This is a genomic window from Staphylococcus sp. 191 (genome assembly GCF_011174885.1).
Lineage (GTDB): Bacteria > Bacillota > Bacilli > Staphylococcales > Staphylococcaceae > Staphylococcus > Staphylococcus coagulans.
Window position 1 is genome coordinate 1 of the sequence record NZ_PNRJ01000023.1, and the last position, 18,376, is coordinate 18,376.

15 protein-coding genes, 10 tRNA genes and 1 rRNA gene are annotated in these 18,376 nt (G+C 35.2%); 24 read left to right on the top strand and 2 right to left on the bottom strand.

The window, feature by feature from the left end:
* Positions 1-41: 41 nt before the first annotated feature.
* From rrf to C1H58_RS11400, 22 genes are all read left to right on the top strand, one after another.
* Positions 42-156 (top strand): 5S ribosomal RNA (rrf, locus tag C1H58_RS11295).
* A 9-nt stretch (positions 157-165) separates the two neighbouring features.
* Positions 166-241, top strand: a tRNA-Val gene (locus tag C1H58_RS11300).
* Between the two features lie 20 nt (positions 242-261).
* Positions 262-345: transfer RNA gene (locus C1H58_RS11305), tRNA-Tyr, on the top strand.
* A 7-nt stretch (positions 346-352) separates the two neighbouring features.
* Positions 353-426: transfer RNA gene (locus C1H58_RS11310), tRNA-Trp, on the top strand.
* A 2-nt stretch (positions 427-428) separates the two neighbouring features.
* A tRNA-His gene (locus tag C1H58_RS11315) sits at positions 429-501 on the top strand.
* Between the two features lie 16 nt (positions 502-517).
* Positions 518-589: transfer RNA gene (locus C1H58_RS11320), tRNA-Gln, on the top strand.
* A gap of 8 nt (positions 590-597) precedes the next feature.
* Positions 598-672, top strand: a tRNA-Cys gene (locus C1H58_RS11325).
* Between the two features lie 14 nt (positions 673-686).
* Positions 687-761: transfer RNA gene (locus C1H58_RS11330), tRNA-Gly, on the top strand.
* Positions 762-788: 27 nt separating this feature from the next.
* A tRNA-Gly gene (locus C1H58_RS11335) sits at positions 789-862 on the top strand.
* 27 nt (positions 863-889) lie between these two features.
* Positions 890-963, top strand: a tRNA-Gly gene (locus C1H58_RS11340).
* A 35-nt stretch (positions 964-998) separates the two neighbouring features.
* Positions 999-1,082, top strand: a tRNA-Leu gene (locus C1H58_RS11345).
* 774 nt (positions 1,083-1,856) lie between these two features.
* Positions 1,857-2,918, top strand: coding sequence for a PTS sugar transporter subunit IIC (locus C1H58_RS11350; RefSeq protein WP_165546228.1), 1,062 nt, complete (start codon positions 1,857-1,859; stop codon positions 2,916-2,918).
* Positions 2,919-3,243: 325 nt separating this feature from the next.
* Positions 3,244-4,704, top strand: coding sequence for an ABC transporter substrate-binding protein/permease (locus C1H58_RS11355; RefSeq protein WP_165546229.1), 1,461 nt, complete (start codon positions 3,244-3,246; stop codon positions 4,702-4,704).
* Complete coding sequence (locus C1H58_RS11360; RefSeq protein WP_165546230.1) at positions 4,697-5,425, top strand: ATP-binding cassette domain-containing protein; 729 nt, start codon at positions 4,697-4,699, stop codon at positions 5,423-5,425. Before C1H58_RS11355 ends, C1H58_RS11360 begins: the two co-directional genes overlap by 8 nt.
* A gap of 175 nt (positions 5,426-5,600) precedes the next feature.
* Positions 5,601-6,731 carry a tRNA epoxyqueuosine(34) reductase QueG gene (queG, locus tag C1H58_RS11365; RefSeq protein ID WP_165546231.1) on the top strand — a complete coding sequence of 377 codons (1,131 nt, stop codon included), beginning with the start codon at positions 5,601-5,603 and terminating at the stop codon, positions 6,729-6,731.
* Positions 6,731-7,201 carry a tRNA (uridine(34)/cytosine(34)/5-carboxymethylaminomethyluridine(34)-2'-O)-methyltransferase TrmL gene (gene trmL / locus C1H58_RS11370; RefSeq protein WP_165546232.1) on the top strand — a complete coding sequence of 157 codons (471 nt, stop codon included), beginning with the start codon at positions 6,731-6,733 and terminating at the stop codon, positions 7,199-7,201. Before queG ends, trmL begins: the two co-directional genes overlap by 1 nt.
* Before the next feature lie 179 nt (positions 7,202-7,380).
* Positions 7,381-7,980, top strand: coding sequence for a 6-phosphogluconolactonase (locus C1H58_RS11375; RefSeq protein ID WP_165546233.1), 600 nt, complete (start codon positions 7,381-7,383; stop codon positions 7,978-7,980).
* An 18-nt stretch (positions 7,981-7,998) separates the two neighbouring features.
* A complete protein-coding gene (locus tag C1H58_RS11380) occupies positions 7,999-8,151 on the top strand; it encodes an SAS053 family DNA gyrase inhibitor (RefSeq protein WP_165546234.1) in 153 nt (50 codons plus the stop codon).
* Positions 8,152-8,299: 148 nt separating this feature from the next.
* Positions 8,300-8,725: a hypothetical protein gene (locus tag C1H58_RS11385; protein ID WP_165546235.1), complete on the top strand. Its 426-nt coding sequence runs from the start codon at positions 8,300-8,302 to the stop codon at positions 8,723-8,725.
* Positions 8,726-8,897: 172 nt separating this feature from the next.
* Positions 8,898-10,283, top strand: coding sequence for a class II fumarate hydratase (gene fumC, locus C1H58_RS11390; RefSeq protein WP_165546236.1), 1,386 nt, complete (start codon positions 8,898-8,900; stop codon positions 10,281-10,283).
* Positions 10,284-10,303: 20 nt separating this feature from the next.
* The gene (gene ppx, locus C1H58_RS11395) at positions 10,304-11,830 is read left to right on the top strand and encodes an exopolyphosphatase (protein WP_165546237.1); all 1,527 of its coding nucleotides are present in this window, start codon (positions 10,304-10,306) and stop codon (positions 11,828-11,830) included.
* A gap of 83 nt (positions 11,831-11,913) precedes the next feature.
* Positions 11,914-14,076 carry an RNA degradosome polyphosphate kinase gene (locus C1H58_RS11400; RefSeq protein WP_165546238.1) on the top strand — a complete coding sequence of 721 codons (2,163 nt, stop codon included), beginning with the start codon at positions 11,914-11,916 and terminating at the stop codon, positions 14,074-14,076.
* Between the two features lie 380 nt (positions 14,077-14,456).
* Here C1H58_RS11400 and C1H58_RS11405 read toward each other — a convergent pair whose 3' ends face one another.
* Positions 14,457-15,284 (bottom strand): RluA family pseudouridine synthase, encoded by an 828-nt coding sequence (locus tag C1H58_RS11405; protein ID WP_165546239.1) that lies wholly within the window; start codon positions 15,282-15,284, stop codon positions 14,457-14,459.
* 151 nt (positions 15,285-15,435) lie between these two features.
* On the opposite strand from C1H58_RS11405, the gene C1H58_RS11410 reads away from it, so the two are divergent.
* Entirely contained in the window at positions 15,436-16,539 is a 1,104-nt protein-coding gene (locus C1H58_RS11410) for a GAF domain-containing sensor histidine kinase (RefSeq protein ID WP_050345449.1), read from the top strand.
* 20 nt (positions 16,540-16,559) lie between these two features.
* Positions 16,560-17,186: a response regulator transcription factor gene (locus tag C1H58_RS11415; RefSeq protein ID WP_050330584.1), complete on the top strand. Its 627-nt coding sequence runs from the start codon at positions 16,560-16,562 to the stop codon at positions 17,184-17,186.
* 165 nt (positions 17,187-17,351) lie between these two features.
* On the opposite strand, the gene C1H58_RS11420 is transcribed toward C1H58_RS11415, so the two are convergent.
* Complete coding sequence (locus C1H58_RS11420; RefSeq protein WP_165546240.1) at positions 17,352-18,221, bottom strand: cation diffusion facilitator family transporter; 870 nt, start codon at positions 18,219-18,221, stop codon at positions 17,352-17,354.
* Between the last annotated feature and the right edge of the window lie 155 nt (positions 18,222-18,376).

The following is an 18,376-nucleotide window of genomic DNA, read 5'->3' on the forward strand; positions in this document are numbered from 1 at the left end:
ATACTTACTATCTAGTTTTGAATGTATAACATTCAATTTAATCTGGTGCCAATGGCAAAGAGGTCACACCTGTTTCCATGCCGAACACAGAAGTTAAGCTCTTTAGCGCCGATGGTAGTCGGACTGACGTTCCGCGAGAGTAGGACGTTGCCAGGCAATGATAACGGAGAATTAGCTCAGCTGGGAGAGCATCTGCCTTACAAGCAGAGGGTCGGCGGTTCGAACCCGTCATTCTCCACCATTTTTTTCTTCATTACATATGGAGGGGTAGCGAAGTGGCTAAACGCGGCGGACTGTAAATCCGCTCCTTCGGGTTCGGCAGTTCGAATCTGCCCCCCTCCACCATATCAATAGGGGCATAGTTCAACGGTAGAATAGAGGTCTCCAAAACCTTTGATGTGGGTTCGATTCCTACTGCCCCTGCCATGGCGGTTGTGGCGAAGTGGTTAACGCATCGGATTGTGGTTCCGACACTCGTGGGTTCGATTCCCATCAACCGCCCTTTATTTAAAATTAATGGGCTATAGCCAAGCGGTAAGGCAACGGACTTTGACTCCGTCACGCGCTGGTTCGAATCCAGCTAGCCCAGTTACTTTTGGCGGCATAGCCAAGTGGTAAGGCCGAGGTCTGCAAAACCTCTATTCACCGGTTCAAATCCGGTTGCCGCCTCCATTGATATGACATATGCGGGAGTAGTTCAATTTTTAGAACACTTTCCTTCCCGGAAAGAGGTATAGGTGTAAGTCCTATCTTCCGCTCCATTATTTAAAATAACAATTGCATATCATGCGGGAGTAGTTCAATTCTAGAACACTTTCCTTCCCGGAAAGAGGTATAGGTGTAAGTCCTATCTTCCGCTCCATTATTTAAAATAACAATTGCATATCATGCGGGAGTAGTTCAATTCTAGAACACTTTCCTTCCCGGAAAGAGGTATAGGTGCAAGTCCTATCTTCCGCTCCATTTTCCAATAGTAGTATTGGATTTTTTTAGATTATGCCGGTGTGGCGGAATTGGCAGACGCGCGGGACTCAAAATCCCGTGTCTTCACAGACGTGTCGGTTCGACCCCGACCACCGGTATAGATTAAAGCCCTTAAACGTTGTATTTAGGGGCTTTTTATATTGCCTGTTTTTAACTGAGAATCCAGTTTAATATCAAACTGATGAAGCTCCTTTATTTGGCTCTCTTAAATAGGATTGATTATCGCAATATAGAGGTTAAGCAGCATCATGTTGCTTAATCTCTTTTTTGGGATGACTTACAGAAAGTTTCATACATAAAATGATGCGTCTGTGAATATATTAAAAGTTTGGTTCTACATTAAAGAAAAAGTTAAGTAAATGGATTTGCTTAACTTCTTTTTGATAACTCTAGTGTGTATCAATACAAAAGCACAGCTCTAAAATAAATCGAATTGAAGTTGAATTAGCTTCCTATTCTTTTTTCTTGTTTTTTATACGCTTATTGTAATCACGCTCAGACGATAAAATTAAATTGAATTTGTTTTAGTCTCATTCTCTACATATCTATTGTTAAAGGGAATAAAATAGAATTATACTAGAATTGTAATGATCATTTGAAAATCATTGAGGATAGTTAAATTCATAATGAAATGATTCAAACTATAAAGTTATTTTGAAAGGGCACAAATGTGCACTTCATTATGGGTACCGGGTTTATATAATGATAAATTTTAGTAGAGTATTAAACTTTATGAGCTTTATAGTTGATGATGAAATGACTTTTAGAAAATTTATAATACAAAAAATGATTTAAATTCTATGTTTACATATTGTTTCATTTTTTATCTTATATTATGATAAAGCTATTCTTAATAGAGGAGGACACAACAAGTGACTTCAAAAGAAAAAACAAGTAACAAGTCTTTCTTCAGTGTGATTTTAAATGCTGTTGCAGCAGGTGTGGTTATAGCATTATTACCAAATGCATTTTTAGGTGAATTGCTTAATTTTTTTAAAGAAGGTCAGCCCCTCCTTGAGCAACTCCATCAAATTGTGACCGTGATTCAGTCGTTTATGCCATTTATTATTGGTGCACTGGCTGCGCATGCGTTTAAATATTCTGGATCAGGTGTTGTATTTACTGGTACTTCAGCAATGATTGGCTCGGGTGTCATTCAATTTAAAGGGAGTCATTTTATTTTACAAGGTGTTGGGGACATTATTAATGTCATGTTGATCGTAATGCTCACTTGTTTCTTATTTAAAGTGTTAGACGGCAAATTTGGCTCACTCGATATGATTATTTTACCTATTATGATTCCTGTATTTTCAGGTATTGTCGGTCTATTAACACTGCCTTATATAAGCCGTATTACAGGTGCTTTAGGTAAAATGATTCAAACTTTTACGGAGCTAAACCCGCTTATAATGAGTATTCTTATTGCAGTAACCTTTGCGTTATTAATGGTGACGCCCATTTCTCTTGTTGCTATAGCGACGGCGGTATCGTTGAGTGGCTTAGCGAGTGGGGCAGGCAATATGGGCATTGTTGCTGCGAGTATGACATTTTTGGTTGGTTCATTGCGTGTGAATAAAGCAGGTGTTCTCGTTGTTCTTATTATTGGTGCTACAAAAATGATGATTCCTGTTTATTTCAAACATCCAATTATTATGATTCCTCTAACAATAAACGGCATCGTTTCAGGACTAATTACCTACCTTATTGGTATTAAAGGAACACCTATGTCTGCGGGATTTGGTTACTCTGGATTTGTAGGTCCGATTAATGCATTTAACCGTATGGATGGAGATCCAACAATGAATATGATTTTACTCCTATTTGGTTATTTTATTGTTCCATTTACGGTCGCGTGGTTTGTTCATCAAGTGTGTAAAAATTTTTTACCAGGTTATCGTGATGATATTTATCGTTTTGAGATTCCGAAACAATAAACACTATTCTTTATGGAATACATAAACAAATACATATAGTGCAATATAATTAGAGAGACTGAGTTGTCGTCATATAGGACGTAATCTCAGTCTTTTTTACTTTCTATTTTTCTTTACTTTCTTACTGCAATACGATAGTTTTTTTCATTTTTTATGAATTTCCCACAATTATCACCCAATTGACTTTTAATAATAAGACGGGAATGTATACAAAAATCACATAAGCTAGTGACCTCACTATAAACTGTGCGTTCTTAAAATTTGTTATTGCATAAATTTACGTAAATATGTATAATAATGAATAAATTTAAAAGGAGGTCCTGAGATGAAGTATTTGGGGAAGCTGATTACAGCACTATTTATAGTTGTGTTACTTATATGTCAATCGCCTCTTGTGCACGTATCAAAAGCTGCAAGCGAGGATCAATGGCAAGTCATTAAAAAAAGAGGTGTTTTGAAGGTTGGACTTTCAGCAGATTATGCACCAATGGAATTTGAAAGAACAGTTCATGGTGAGAGGGAATATGCAGGTATCGATATTGAACTTGCGAAAAAAATTGCCAAGGATAATGGTGTTAAATTGAAAATTGTGAATATGCAATTTGATAGTTTATTAGGGGCTATAAAAACAGGAAAAATCGACATGATTATTTCGGGTATGACGCCGACGGATGAGCGTAAAAAAGAAGTTGATTTTTCAGATAACTACATGACTGTTCAGCAAAAAGTAGTTATTCGTAAAAAAGATAAAGCACATTATCAAACTTTGGATGATTTAAAAGGGAAGAGAATTGGAGTCCAAAAACAAACGACGCAAGAAGAGTTAGCAAAAAATGAAATTGAAGATGCCGATATTCAATCTTTAACACGATTACCAGAAGTTATTTTATCATTAAAGAGTAATAAAGTAGATGCAATTGTTATGGACAGTGCTGTCAGCAAAGCTTATTTAACACAAAATGATGACCTTACTTTTTCTAACGCATCATTTGCGGATTCTGACAAACCTACAGCTATTGCGATACCTAAACATTCTCCGGAGTTAATGGATAAGGTTAATCAAACAATTGCAGATGTAAAAGATCAACATCTAATGCCAAAATACGAGAAAATAGCTGCGGATGCGATGCAAAATGATGGTAACTTTTTTTCTAAATACGGTACATTTTTTGTAACTGGTTTAAAAAGTACAATTTTGATTTCAATCATCGGTGTAATCTTAGGGGCAGTTTTAGGCGCAATCATTGCATTAATGAAAATTAGTTCAATCAAGCCATTAAAATGGATTGCTTCTTTTTACATTGAGTTTTTACGGGGAACCCCTTTACTTGTACAAGTATTTTTAGTGTTTTTCGGTACGACTGCAGTTTTGGGTCTCGATATTTCCGCTTTTATATGTGGTGCCGTAGCTTTAGTCATTAATTGTTCTGCTTATATTGCAGAAATTATACGTGCTGGTATTAATGCTGTTGATAAAGGTCAAACGGAGGCGGCGAGAAGTTTAGGTTTGAGTTACGCTCAAACGATGAAAACAGTGATTATGCCACAAGCGATTAAAAATATTCTACCTGCTTTAGGGAATGAATTTGTAACTGTAATCAAAGAATCATCAATCGTATCCGTTATTGGTGTTAGTGAAATTATGTTCAATGCACAAGTGGTACAAGGTGCCTCATTTGATCCTTTTACACCGTTACTCATTGCAGCTGTATTATATTTTGTATTAACGTTCACACTTTCACGTTTGATATATTTTGTTGAAGGGAGAATGAGAGTCAGTGATTAAAATTAAACAATTAAATAAAACGTTTGGAAACAATGAAGTTTTAGCACAGATCGATATGGAAGTTCAAAAGGGGGAAGTCGTTGCTATTATCGGGCCCTCTGGTAGTGGTAAAAGTACTTTATTACGCTGTATGAATTTATTAGAAGTTCCTACAAAAGGAAGTGTCATTTTTGAAGGAAGAGATTTAACGGAAAAAGGGACGAAAGTTGATGAACTACGTCAAAAAATGGGAATGGTTTTCCAAAATTTTAATTTATTCCCGCATAAGAAAGTAATTGATAATATTATTTTAGCCCCAAGTTTATTGAAAAAAAGCGACAAAGCATTTTTAAAGGCCCATGCGCTCGATTTATTAGACAAAGTTGGTCTTAAAGATAAAGCTGAGGCCTATCCGAATCAATTGTCTGGCGGACAGAAGCAAAGGGTTGCGATTGCGCGTGCACTTGCTATGAATCCTGATGTTTTATTGTTTGATGAACCTACATCAGCGCTTGATCCCGAAGTTGTCGGGGAAGTGTTGGCTGTAATGAAATCTTTAGCAAAAGAAGGGATGACTATGGTGGTTGTAACACACGAAATGGACTTTGCCAAAAACGTGAGTGATCGTGTGATATTCATGGCGGATGGCCATATTGTTGAAGATGGACCTTCTCATGAAGTTTTTGAAAATCCGCAACATCAACGGACGCAAAACTTTTTAAAACGTGTATTAGTTAAATAATGATGTATAAATAATTTGAATGGCGTAAGCAATGACAATAACCTAACAATGGGTGAGTATGCACGCCATTCTTTATTATTTTGTGCTTATTCGAATAAAAAGAACTTGAATGAATTACAACGCAGGTCTAGAAAGATATGTTAAAATAGTGCGGTGACTTTTAAGGGGTGAGTTTATGGATGTCTTACAATTAAAAGAAGAAATAATAGAATATGCCTACAGTATAGGTATTAATCGTATCGGTTTTACGACAGCTGATCCGTTTGATGAGTTGAAGCAAAAATTAGTGGATTACCATGCGAAAGGGTATGCATCTGGATTTGAAGAATCAGATATTGCTTTAAGAACAGAGCCTAAGTTATCATTACCCACAGCAAAATCTATTATTGCTATCTCAGTAGGATATCCAAACAAACTAAAAAATGCGCCTAAAAGTATTCGCGGAGACCGACGTGGTATGTTTGCGCGGGCCTCTTGGGGACAAGATTATCATACCATTATGCGAAAGCGTTTAGATAAGTTAGCCACATTTATCCAAGCTAAAGTGCCCGATGCAGAAATGATGTCTATGGTAGATACGGGTGTTTTATCTGATAGAGCTGTTGCTGAACGTGCAGGATTAGGATTTGTAGGTAGAAATGGTTTTGTGATTCATCCTGATTTAGGAACGTGGACCTATTTAGGTGAAATGTTAGTGAATATCCCATTTCCTCCTGATGATCCAATCATGGAGAGTTGTGGCGATTGTACAATATGTGTCGATCGTTGTCCAACTGGCGCACTTGTTGGTGATGGTCAATTAAACAGTCAAAAATGTATTAGTTTTTTAACACAAACGAAAGGCTATTTGCCCGATGAATATCGTTATAAAATTGGAAATCGTTTATACGGCTGTGACACTTGTCAGCAGGTTTGCCCTAAAAATAGAGGGATTAATATTGAGCAAGATGATATTATATTAGAACCAGAAATTTTAAAACCAAGATTAGTACCGTTATTGAAAATGAATAATAAAACATTTAAAAATACGTTTGGTCATCTTGCTGGTGCTTGGCGTGGCAAAAAACCTATCCAACGTAATGCCATTATAGCATTAGCACATTTTAAAGAAGAGGATGCGATTCCAGATTTAAAAGAGGTCGCAGAAAATGATCCGAGACCGCTTATTCGAGCAACTGCTTTTTGGGCGATTGGTCAAATTCAAGGCGATTTAGCCAAATCTTACATTATGGCACACTATGAAAATGAAGATGAAGAAGTACAAGTTGAAATGTTAAAAGGCTTAGAAATGAGGAGAGATGAATAATGTCAATTCATGTCGTATTATACCAACCAGAAATACCTGCAAATACAGGAAATATTGCACGTACATGTGCAGCAACAGATACAAAATTACACTTAATTCGACCATTAGGTTTTAGCACAGAGGACAAAATGTTAAAACGTGCAGGTTTAGATTATTGGAAATATGTTTCAATTACATATTATGATAATATTGAATCATTTTTCGAACAAACAGCGGGGCAGTATTTCTTACTCACTAAATTTGGTTCGAAAAATCATACCTCACAAGATTTTTCAGATCCTAATGAGGATTATTATTTCATATTTGGAAAAGAAACAACGGGCTTACCGGATTGGGTCAAAGAAAAATATGAAAGTACAGCTTTACGTATTCCGATGAATGAAAATGTCCGTGCACTGAATCTATCGAATACAGCTGCTATTTTAGTATATGAGGCATTGAGACAACAAAATTATCCGAATTTACAATAGTTCTGTCAATCAACATGATAAGACAGCTAGCACAAGAATTTAATTACTAAAAAGGTTATAATTGAAAGTGAACATGAGTCAGCATAATGCCTAATGAATGATGTTTTAATATATTGATAAAATGGGTATGTAGGTATTAATGTTATAGACTAGTAAGGACAATAGAGGAGTGTAAGATAATGGCAATGAATTTTAAAGTATTTAAAGATGCAGAAACAGTGGCAACATATACAGCAGATATCTTAAGAAAACAGCTTAATAATAATCCTACCTCAATTGTAGGTGTCCATTTAAATGAAGACCAAGCGCCAGTTTTAGATTATTTAAAACAAGATGTTGATCGTAATAGTGTCGACTTTAGTCAAATTCATATCTTGGACTATGATAAGCAAGCGTCATTTTTTAAATCATTAGGCGTACCAGAGAAACAAGTGCACGAAGTTCCAGATGATGACAATGTAGAATCATTTATTGCGCATCATGCTAAAACGAAAGATAATAAAGGGAAATTAACGTTACAAATATTAACTATTGATGAAAACGGACAAATTGGGTTACCAATGAATGATGCCGTAATGCCAGCGCGTGAAATCATTGTTGTAGTCACAGGCTCAAATAAAGCGGCACAAGTTCAAAAATTATATGAAGAAAATGGTAATACGAGCTTTATACCGTCAACATTAAAAACACATCGTATGGTGACTATTGTCCTTGATGAAGCGGCTGCACAAGGTTTACCAGATGATGTTAGAGCCTATTTTAATTCATTATATGCATAAATTAGAGGTGGCAATTTAATGAAAGAAGATCAAAAACAATATGAAAATGAAATGGTAGAAGGTTTTGATGATGTCGTTGAATTGGGCAAAGAGATGGAACAAATCTCAGAAAATAATGATCAAGATAAATTAAATCAAGATCATGATGCTGATATTCGATCAGATAAGTAATCTTTTAATCAAATTTACACATATTGTCTTTATAAGATGGAAAACAGGGCGAAAGTTGATTGTAAACTTTCGCCTTGTTTTGTCGTTGAGCTGTAATAAAATATGATAAAATAAGGGCGTCTATAGAAAAATTTGAAAGGTGACATACATGAAATTATATCGTAAATGGGGATTGCTACTCATATTATCAACAATCATTAATCTATTGTCTATTAAAGCATTTCCACTTGCTTTAGGAACTTTATATTTACCTGTGTTGTTCAAAGTTGTTCAACTCCAACTCAATCTATCCGATGGTCTTATTGATGACCGCGCTGCCAGTGCGCAAACTTTTGTAAGAGCAAATCAAAAAGGTATTGTTATTAGTGTGATTTGCTGTATTGCGATTACTGTGGCATTGACGCTATATCTTGCTGACTTTTATCAACAATTACAAGGTTTTTGGGGGCTATTAATCGACCTTAGTCCAATAACAATGGTGGTTGGATTGATTTTATATTTATTATCTGCAATTGCTATTGTTCAAGCTGTAAAAATTAAATTTCTTAATCATAATAAAGAAGACAAGGCATAAGCCTTACTTATTTCGTCATCCTTAAAAAAAGTAGTCTGTTACGCGTTAATTCTATTAAACGCTGCGCAAACTACTTTTTTGTTTTATCTCAGAAACAGAATTGAATGGGCATTTCAATTAATGCTATAATTTAATTGAAGAATAACATTCTAATTAAAGGGGAGCGAGATCAATGTCAGTAAGAATTGAACACGATACATTTGGTGAAATTGAAGTGCCAGCAGATAAATATTGGGGTGCGCAAACACAACGTAGTAAGCAAAATTTTCCAGTAGGTAAAGAGAAGATGCCTATCGAAGTGATATATGGTTTTGCACAATTAAAACGTGCAGCGGCACTTGCAAACCATGAATTAGGAAAACTCAGTGATGCTAAAAAAGATGCCATTATTTATGCTTGTGAACGTATATTAAAGGGTGAGTTAGATGAACATTTCCCATTAGTAGTATGGCAGACAGGAAGCGGCACGCAAAGCAATATGAATGTTAACGAAGTCGTAAGCCACGTTGCAAATGAATATTTAGCGTCTAAAGGCATCGATGAAAAAATACATCCTAATGATGATGTGAACAAATCTCAAAGTTCTAACGATACTTTTCCAACTGCCATGCATGTTGCTTTATATCATCAAGTAGAGACGCAATTAGAACCAGCAATAAAGCGCTTAAGAGATACTTTCTATCAAAAAGAACAAGCATATAAAGATATTATTAAAATCGGACGTACCCACTTACAAGATGCTACACCTATTACACTCGGTCAAGAAGTGAGTGGATGGCGCTATATGTTAGAGGTATGTGACAATTTATTAGCAGAATCTAAAAAACATATTCTCAATTTAGCGATTGGTGGTACTGCAGTCGGTACAGGTATTAATGCACATCCAGAATTCGGTAATAAAGTAGCCGCTTATATTTCAGAAAATACAGGCTATTCGTTTGTTTCTTCTGAAAATAAATTCCATGCTTTAACAGCACACGATGAAGTTGTTCAATTGCACGGTACACTTAAAGCCTTAGCTGCTGATTTAATGAAAATTGCCAACGACATTAGATGGTTAGCTTCAGGCCCACGTGCAGGATTAGCAGAGATTTCTATTCCTGAAAATGAACCAGGGTCTTCCATTATGCCGGGTAAAGTTAATCCAACACAATGTGAAATGTTGACTATGGTGGCTGTTCAAGTCATGGGTAATGATACTGTAGTAGGTATTTCAAGTTCACAAGGTAACTTTGAACTAAACGTTTTCAAACCTGTGATTTTGCATAATACATTACAATCTATTTATTTATTAGCAGATGGAATGAACACGTTTAATGATAATTGTGCAGTAGGAATTGAACCGATTGAATCACATATTGATGATTATCTTAACCGTTCATTAATGCTTGTAACTGCTTTAAATCCTCATATCGGTTATGAGAATGCAGCAGCCATTGCTAAGAAAGCACATAAAGAAGGTTTGACATTAAAAGAAGCAGCAATTCAATCCGGACATTTAACAGAAGCGCAATTTGATGAATGGATTAAACCCGAAAACATGGTTCATCCTAAATAGCTTGGAGGCATTTTTAAAGCATGGAACGAAACGGTTTAATAGATATTGGTTCGAATACGATTCGCTTGGTTATTTTTCAATATGATGAACGTACAGGGTTAAATGAAATTCAAAACATTAAAACACCTGCAAGGTTAAGTCAATATTTGGACGATAATCAGAATATGACACAAGAAGGTATTGATGTATTGACGACCGCACTGCGCAGTTTTAAAACAGTTGCAGATAAATTTAAAGTTAAACATTTATATCCTATCGCAACTGCAGCAATACGACAATCTAAAAATCAACCTCAAATTTTAAAATCAATTCAAAAAGAGCTGGGTATTAAAGTCATTGTCATTCCTGAAGAGGATGAGGCGTTTTATGGTGCATATGCTGTGACCCATACGACAAGTATTCTAAATGGGATCACAGTTGATATCGGTGGTGGATCTACTGAATTGACATTGTTCGAAGATAAAAATATTAAACAAGCCATCAGTTTTCCGTTTGGGGTTGTTACTTTAATCAGAATGTTTTTTGAAGGCAAGGAGCATAATGATAAAGATGCAATTAAAAAAATGGAGAAGTTTCTGAAAGGTGAATTTGAAAAAGTAGATTGGATTCAAAATAAAGAGGTTAAATTAATCGGTATTGGAGGATCGGCACGTAACTGTGCGCGTGTACATCAAGCAGGACATAATTATCCTATTGCTGGTGTTCATGGTTACACGATGGCACATGAAGATCTGAAAGAAGTTTATCAAAAACTGAAGAAATATACACGTGATGAATTATTAAATTTAGATGGGCTGAGCCGAGATCGTGTCGATATAATATTGCCGGCAGTTGCTGTATTTAACGTGCTTTTTGATATGATTCATGCAAAAGCATTTACTTTCTCTAGAAAAGGTATTCGTGAAGGCTTTATTATGAATCAAATTGCTAAAAAGCATAAAAATGAATTTAATAAAGCTAATGTGCTAAGTGATGCTTTGAGACACCTTGCGAACGAATACAAAATTGAAGAAACAGGTGCACAACAACGCGTTAAACTTGCACAATCATTACTTGATCAACTCTCAGAAGCCAAAAAATTGAACTTTGAGGTATCATCAAAACAAGCTTTTCTTGAAGCGGCATATATTTATTATCTCGGTAAATTTATTGATGCAGATTCAAGCTCACAACATACGTACTATATCATTGCCAATTCAAGTATTAATGGTTTATCTCACAAGGAGCGTGTACGTCTTGCGCTATTAGCAAGCTATAAAAATAAAACGTTGTTAAAAATATATAGTGATGAGACGAAATGGTTTAGTGATGATGAACTTTCTGAGATTCAAACATTGGGTGGTGTGATTAAGTTTACAAATGCTCTTAATATTTCGAATACAAATAGTGTGAGTCGCGTTGAGTTAAAACATAATAAAGACGCTTATGATTTAAATGTTTATTATAAAGGCGAACCCATCGCCGAGTCATACCAAGCCAATCGTCAGAAAAAGCATATTGAAAAAGTGCTTAAAACTAAAATTAATATTGTGTTTACAAAATCTTGAAAAATGACTTTAGATTTTTATGTTACGCTAAGAACATAAACGAAGTGATGTTTCGTAGAAGATTAATGGGGTGAACAAATAAAGTGACTATTGAAAAGGGAAGTTTTGATATTAATCATCCGGAGTATTATAACAATCGTGAAGTGAGCTGGTTAGACTTTAATTATAGAGTATTGCAAGAAGCCTGCGATCATCAGAACCCATTGATAGAGCAACTCAAATTTATTGCCATAGCAAGTTCTAACTTAGATGAATTTTTTATGGTTCGTGTTGCAGGTTTAAAAGATCAAGTTAAAATGGGCTTCGATAAACCTGAAAATAAAACACAGCTCACACCACAAGAGCAACTTAAGGAAATTGAAAAGAAAAATCGTCAGAATGTAAAATTCCAATATGAACGTTTTAATACGCTCGTAGAACAATTAAAAACACACAATATCTATTTTAGTAAACCTGAATCTTTGAGCGAATCGCTTAAAGAAAAATTAGAAAGCATCTTTTTATCAAACATATTGCCAACACTGACACCGTTGGGAATTGATGCTTATCGGCCGTTTCCAAAATTAAATAATAAAACACTCAATATATTTGTAGATATTGACACAGGTAATGAAATCAATGCAGCGATCGTTCAAATACCGACGCTTCTTAAACGATTTATTACAGTTAATGAAGGCAGCAAACAATATATTGTTTTAGTTGAAGATTTGATTTCTTTTTTCATGGGTCACCTCTTTAAAGGGTATGAAATACTGAATACCTATACTTTTAGAATTACAAGAAATGCGGATTTAACCATTCATGAAGATGGCGCAGAAGATTTACTTATAGAAATCGAGCGCTTTCTAAAAGAACGAAAAAGTGGTGCTGCGGTGAGATTGGAAATAGACAACCGTGAACCGTGTGATATGAATATGGACTGGTTAATCGATACGTTAGAGCTAGAACAGCAAGATGTCTATTACACAGACGGGCCACTCGATTTGACGTTTGTTTTTGAGTTGGTAGATCACTTATCACATAAATTAAAATCATTAACTTATCCGGCTTATACACCACAAATCCCGCAATCACTCGGACGTCATAATATTTATGAATTAGCAATGAAAAGAGATATTTTCTTCCATCATCCATATGAATCATTTGATCCAATTGTTGACTTTATTAAGGAAGCTTCAGAGGACCCTAACACGTTAGCGATTAAACAAACTTTGTATCGTGTAAGTAGTGATTCGCCTATTATCAAAGCGCTTAAACACGCTGCAGAAAATGGAAAGCAAGTGACCGTTCTGGTCGAGCTCAAGGCACGCTTTGATGAAGAAAACAATGTTCATTGGGCAAAAATGTTGGAAGAGGCAGGGTGTCACGTCATGTACGGGATGACGCACCTTAAAACGCATAGTAAAATCACACTTGTTGTCAAAAGAATTAATCATCAGTTAGTTCCGTTTGTTCATCTAGGAACAGGAAACTACAACGATAAAACCGCAGAATTATATACCGATATGGGTATCATTACAACTGATCCTGAAATTGGTGAGGATGCAATGAATTTCTTTAATTATTTAAGTGGTTATTCGGTGAAACCGGACTATCATAAGTTGATTGTGGCGCCTTATGAAATTAGAGATTCTTTTATTGAGCGTATCGATCAAGAAATAGAAAGTCATCGCCAATTTGGCAATGGTAAAATGATGATGAAAATGAACTCTCTAACTGATAAAGCGTTAATTAAAAAATTATTTGAAGCGTCTCAAGCAGGTGTAGAAGTCAAATTAATCATTCGTGGAATTTGTTGCTTGAAACCAGGGATACCTGGCGTTAGTGACAACATAGAAGTTGTCAGCATTGTTGGACGTCTTTTAGAACATTCTCGAATCTATTACTTCTATAATAATGGAGATGAAAAAATTTATCTGTCTTCAGCTGATATGATGACGCGCAATATGATTAAACGGGTTGAAATTTTATTCCCTATATTGAACAAACAAATTGCGAAGCGGTTAGTTGAATTTTTAAATCTTCAATTATCGGATAATCAAAAAGGACGTTATCAAGATGCGCAGGGTGTTTATCATTACATTGAAAATGATTTAGAACCATTGAACTCACAAGAGTATTTGATGCAAGAAGCAAAAGATTATGGCGTAAAACTTGCTGAATCAAATGTAATTAAAATGGGACAACCTGTAAAATCAAAACGAAATTGGATTAATCGTGTCAAAAATCATTTGAAGCGGAAATAATATACACAAAAGTGAATCTTTAACTTTTCAAAGAAGGGGACAGAAATCATCGTGATTAGGCTGTCCTCTTTTTGTTTACAATGTGCAAAGAAGCTAGGACATAAAATCTTTGGTAACCACACGTTTCGATAAATCGCTACTAAGAATCAAAATAGATGTTTGTAATCATCGTACCAGAAATATTGATAACGAGGCGCATGAGCATACATAACGAGATAAAGATTACAGGCTGTGTACCATTGGATAGGGAAATCATTTCATACGAGCTTTTATCATCAAAATAAAGCGCTAAGATGATTTTTAGTGAAATTCATCTTAGCGCAATTTGTTTTTAGGATTGATGTTCCAGTCTTTTAATGTTTATGTTATAAAATTGAGCGTTATTTAATATCATCCGTTGTGACAGAGATGAGTTGTTGAGTAAGTGGGTGTTGGAATTCAATTTGATAACTTTCTAATTGTAATTGTCTTAACTTAGAATCGCTGTACAACGGATCTCCTAAAACAGGATGACCTATTTCAGCAAGGTGAACACGAATTTGATGCGTACGACCAGTATCGAGTTTAAGTTTGACTTCACATACACCTTCTTTGATCATTTGTGATTCTAGAATATGTGTGACTGCACGTTGACCTGTATTCGAAATACGTCTTTTATTCGGATGGAATTTGTCTTTTCCAATCGGCATATCAATAGTTTGTGGTTTAATTGGTAATAAAGCCTTTACTTGGGCTTTATAAATGCGGTGAATTGTATTGTCTTCTAACATACGGTCGAGTATCTTTTTAACAATTGGATGTTTAGCAACGATTAATAGCCCCACTGTTTCTTGGTCAAGCCGATGAATAGGTTCTACGTAGTCACAATTTAAAGTATAGATGATATGATTCATCAAGGTGTTACTTTCTTTCAAGTCATTGGGATGTGTTTTCACACCTTTAGGTTTATATACAATCGCTAAATATTCATCTTCGTAAACAATTTGTGCATAGCGATAACTAGGTAAATATTGACTCTTCACAGGCTCGTCTGGGATTGAGACGACATCTCCCGATGAAACGGTTTGCTGAAATTGTGCGGGTTGACCATTAACAGTAATGGCTTTAGACATATTCAACAAATGGAGTTCTTTTTTAGGTAGTTTTAATGATTTAAAAATGTCTCGGATAGACATTTGATCAAACGATTCAGCAACTGAAAATTTCATAGTATCCTCCTTAATTGTTTCTATCATACCATAAATCAGTATAGTGTTGATGGTTTTTAAAGGGAAAGGGGTATGTGTATAATAAAACTAAATACATATTTTTCGCTCTTATATTTTAAATTTTAAAAAGTGGAAGAGAGGTGTGCACGAAGTGGAAAAGCCAACTCGATTAGCATTATTAAAAGAAATCGCTGAATTTCTCAATGAAGAAACAGAATTACAATCGATGCTTGATGGCGCTTTAGATTTTTTGGTGAAGGGGAGTGATTTCACAACGGGATGGATATTTTTTATTGATGCGGAAGGCTATCATACATTAGAAGCACAACGCTCGCTACCACCAGCACTTACGCATCATCATTGTAAATATATGACAGAAGGTTCATGTTGGTGTGTTCAATCTTATCATAATCAAAAATTGACGAAAGCCTCTAACATTATTAACTGTTCTCGTATTAACTTAGCCAGTCGTGAATTTAGTACAGAAACGGATAATATAACGCATCACGCGACAGTTCCGTTAAGGTCAGGCAATGAGCAATTTGGTTTATTAAATGTTGCGACACCTTTTACAACACATTACAGTGATGAAGATCTAGAACTTTTAGAATCAGTCGCTTTTCAAATTGGTTCAGCGATTAAAAGAATTGACTTGAATAACCAAGAAAAAGAGGCCGCACGTATTAATGAACGTAATCGATTGGCTCGAGATTTACATGACTCAGTGAATCAAATGTTGTTTTCTTTAAAATTAACTGCACATGCAGCAGGGCAAATGTCTGAAGAAGAAACATCTCAACGTGCTTTTGCCCAAATTGAACAGACAAGTCAAAATGCGGTTAATGAGATGAGAGCTTTAATTTGGCAATTAAAACCAGTGGGGTTAGAGCAAGGGATTGTCCACGCACTTAAAAATTATGCGAAATTAATCGATTTAGAAATCGACATTACTGTTCATGGTTTGATTGACTTAGAAAACAAAATTGAGACACATATTTATCGCGTCATTCAAGAAGCAATGAACAATACGAAAAAGCACGCCAATACATCAAAAATTACGGTAGTCCTTAATCAATCTGATGATATGCTAACCGTTGATATTTCGGACGAAGGAAAGGGGTTTGACGTTGCGCGTATCGATGTTTACGATAAGCATGGATTATCGAATATGAGGCAACGTATTAAAATGATAAAAGGAACGATGCATATTGACAGTCGTCAAGGGACATCGATTAAAATTAAGATACCACTTTAACATCAAAGGGAGGCTTTTTTATGCCTAAAATTGCATTAGTTGATGACCATTTTATTGTGCGTCAAGGCTTAGAATTTTTACTATCAACACAAAATGAAATAGAAGTGACCGGTAGTTTTGGAAATGGTCAATCATTATTGGATGCATTAAATGAAAAACAAATTGAGCCCGATCTGGTATTAGTTGATTTAGTCATGCCTGAGATGAATGGGATTACGTTAATACAACATATTAAAGAAGGGTTTCCGCGCATTAAGATTTTGGTTTTAACGAGTTATGTTGATGAAGAGCATGTTATGTCTGCAATGCGTGTTGGCGCTGATGGATATGAAATGAAGGATGTTGAACCCGAAGCATTAATGACGTCAATTACACGTGTTTTAAATGGTGAGAAAGTGATTCATGAAGATGCACAACATGTGATGGATGTTGTTATCACAAAGCCTCATATCCTTAATAAATTATCGAAACGAGAAACGGAAGTTTTAAAAGAAATGGCTAAAGGTAAGACGAATAAAGAAATTGCTGAGACATTATTTGTATCTGAAAAAACGATTAAAACACATGTCAGTCATATTTTTTCTAAATTACAAGTCAATGACCGCACGCAAGCAGCCATTTATGCTATGGAAAACAACCTCATTTAAACCGATTGAGTAACATTTGAAGAAATAACTATATTTTTGTGTTAATCGATGGTCATAGCGACTATTTTTTCACAAAATTAACGTCACAATGTATGCATTCCAAAAATTGTCTTTTGGTACATATATTGTGACGTTATTTAATGTATAGATTTAAATCTGATATATTTAGTGCAAATACGGCTCAATATGCACAATTGTTTCGACTTCGCCTAATTGTTGTTGTAACTTAGTTTCAATATGATCTGATATTTGATGACTTTCAATGACATTTAGTTCGGGTTCCACGGCAATGGTCACATCAATGAATGACATCACTCCGTGACTACGAGCTTTAATATCTCTAATTTCTTTAATTCCAGGGATAGACGAAATGATTTGCTCGATATGCTCGAGTTCATCGACGTCGTACCCGTCTGTTAAGGTTATGGCTGTTTCTTTAAAGATGTCGATACTTGTCTTCATGATTAATAATCCAATAACGATTGCAGCCAGTGTATCTAACATGGGAATTCCGATATAGACACCTAGAATCCCTATAACAGTCCCTATTGAAACTAAAGCATCTGATAAATTATCATAACTCGCTGCTTTAAGGGCATTGCTTTTGACTTTTTTTGCTAAGTTACGATTATAGAGGAAAACAGCAAACATAAGGAAACTTGAAACTACACCTACAATCAAAGCTGATTGACTCGGCTGATGAAATTGGCCTTGATAAAAATGCTTTACGCCAGTAATAATCACTTGAATACTCACAGCAAACATAATAAAGGATGCGATTAAAGAAGCGATAAATTCTGATCGATAATGCCCATAAGGATGGTTTTTATCTACTGGTTTCATAGATATATGCAGAGCGATAAGGATGGCAATTGAACTAATGACATCTGTTGCGTTATTTATCCCATCCGCTGTTAAACCGCGACTATCTGCGAGCCAACCGTATGTGACTTTTAATAAAGTTAATATAGTATATGTGACGATGCTTAAGGTTGCGCCTTTTTTTGCTTGGGAAATCCTGTTTTCTACTTGCAACAACAACACCTCTATTAAAATTGTCATCAATGAATTAATATTGAATCATAATAAAAATCATTCTCAATGTTTCTATTATCCTATGAATAGTAAGATAAATCTAGTCATTTAAAAAATGATTGCTATATTGCCAATTTTCAGATTATAATATTGTA

Bases quoted from the DNA above. Each gene is read 5' to 3' on its own strand.
- ppx (WP_165546237.1), top strand. From the start codon at position 10,304: ATGGAACGAAACGGTTTAATAGATATTGGTTCGAATACGATTCGCTTG.
- C1H58_RS11415 (WP_050330584.1), top strand. From the start codon at position 16,560: ATGCCTAAAATTGCATTAGTTGATGACCATTTTATTGTGCGTCAAGGC.
- queG (WP_165546231.1), top strand. From the start codon at position 5,601: ATGGATGTCTTACAATTAAAAGAAGAAATAATAGAATATGCCTACAGT.
- C1H58_RS11380 (WP_165546234.1), top strand. From the start codon at position 7,999: ATGAAAGAAGATCAAAAACAATATGAAAATGAAATGGTAGAAGGTTTT.
- C1H58_RS11385 (WP_165546235.1), top strand. From the start codon at position 8,300: ATGAAATTATATCGTAAATGGGGATTGCTACTCATATTATCAACAATC.
- C1H58_RS11355 (WP_165546229.1), top strand. From the start codon at position 3,244: ATGAAGTATTTGGGGAAGCTGATTACAGCACTATTTATAGTTGTGTTA.
- trmL (WP_165546232.1), top strand. From the start codon at position 6,731: ATGTCAATTCATGTCGTATTATACCAACCAGAAATACCTGCAAATACA.
- C1H58_RS11405 (WP_165546239.1), bottom strand. From the start codon at position 15,284: ATGAAATTTTCAGTTGCTGAATCGTTTGATCAAATGTCTATCCGAGAC.
- C1H58_RS11375 (WP_165546233.1), top strand. From the start codon at position 7,381: ATGGCAATGAATTTTAAAGTATTTAAAGATGCAGAAACAGTGGCAACA.
- fumC (WP_165546236.1), top strand. From the start codon at position 8,898: ATGTCAGTAAGAATTGAACACGATACATTTGGTGAAATTGAAGTGCCA.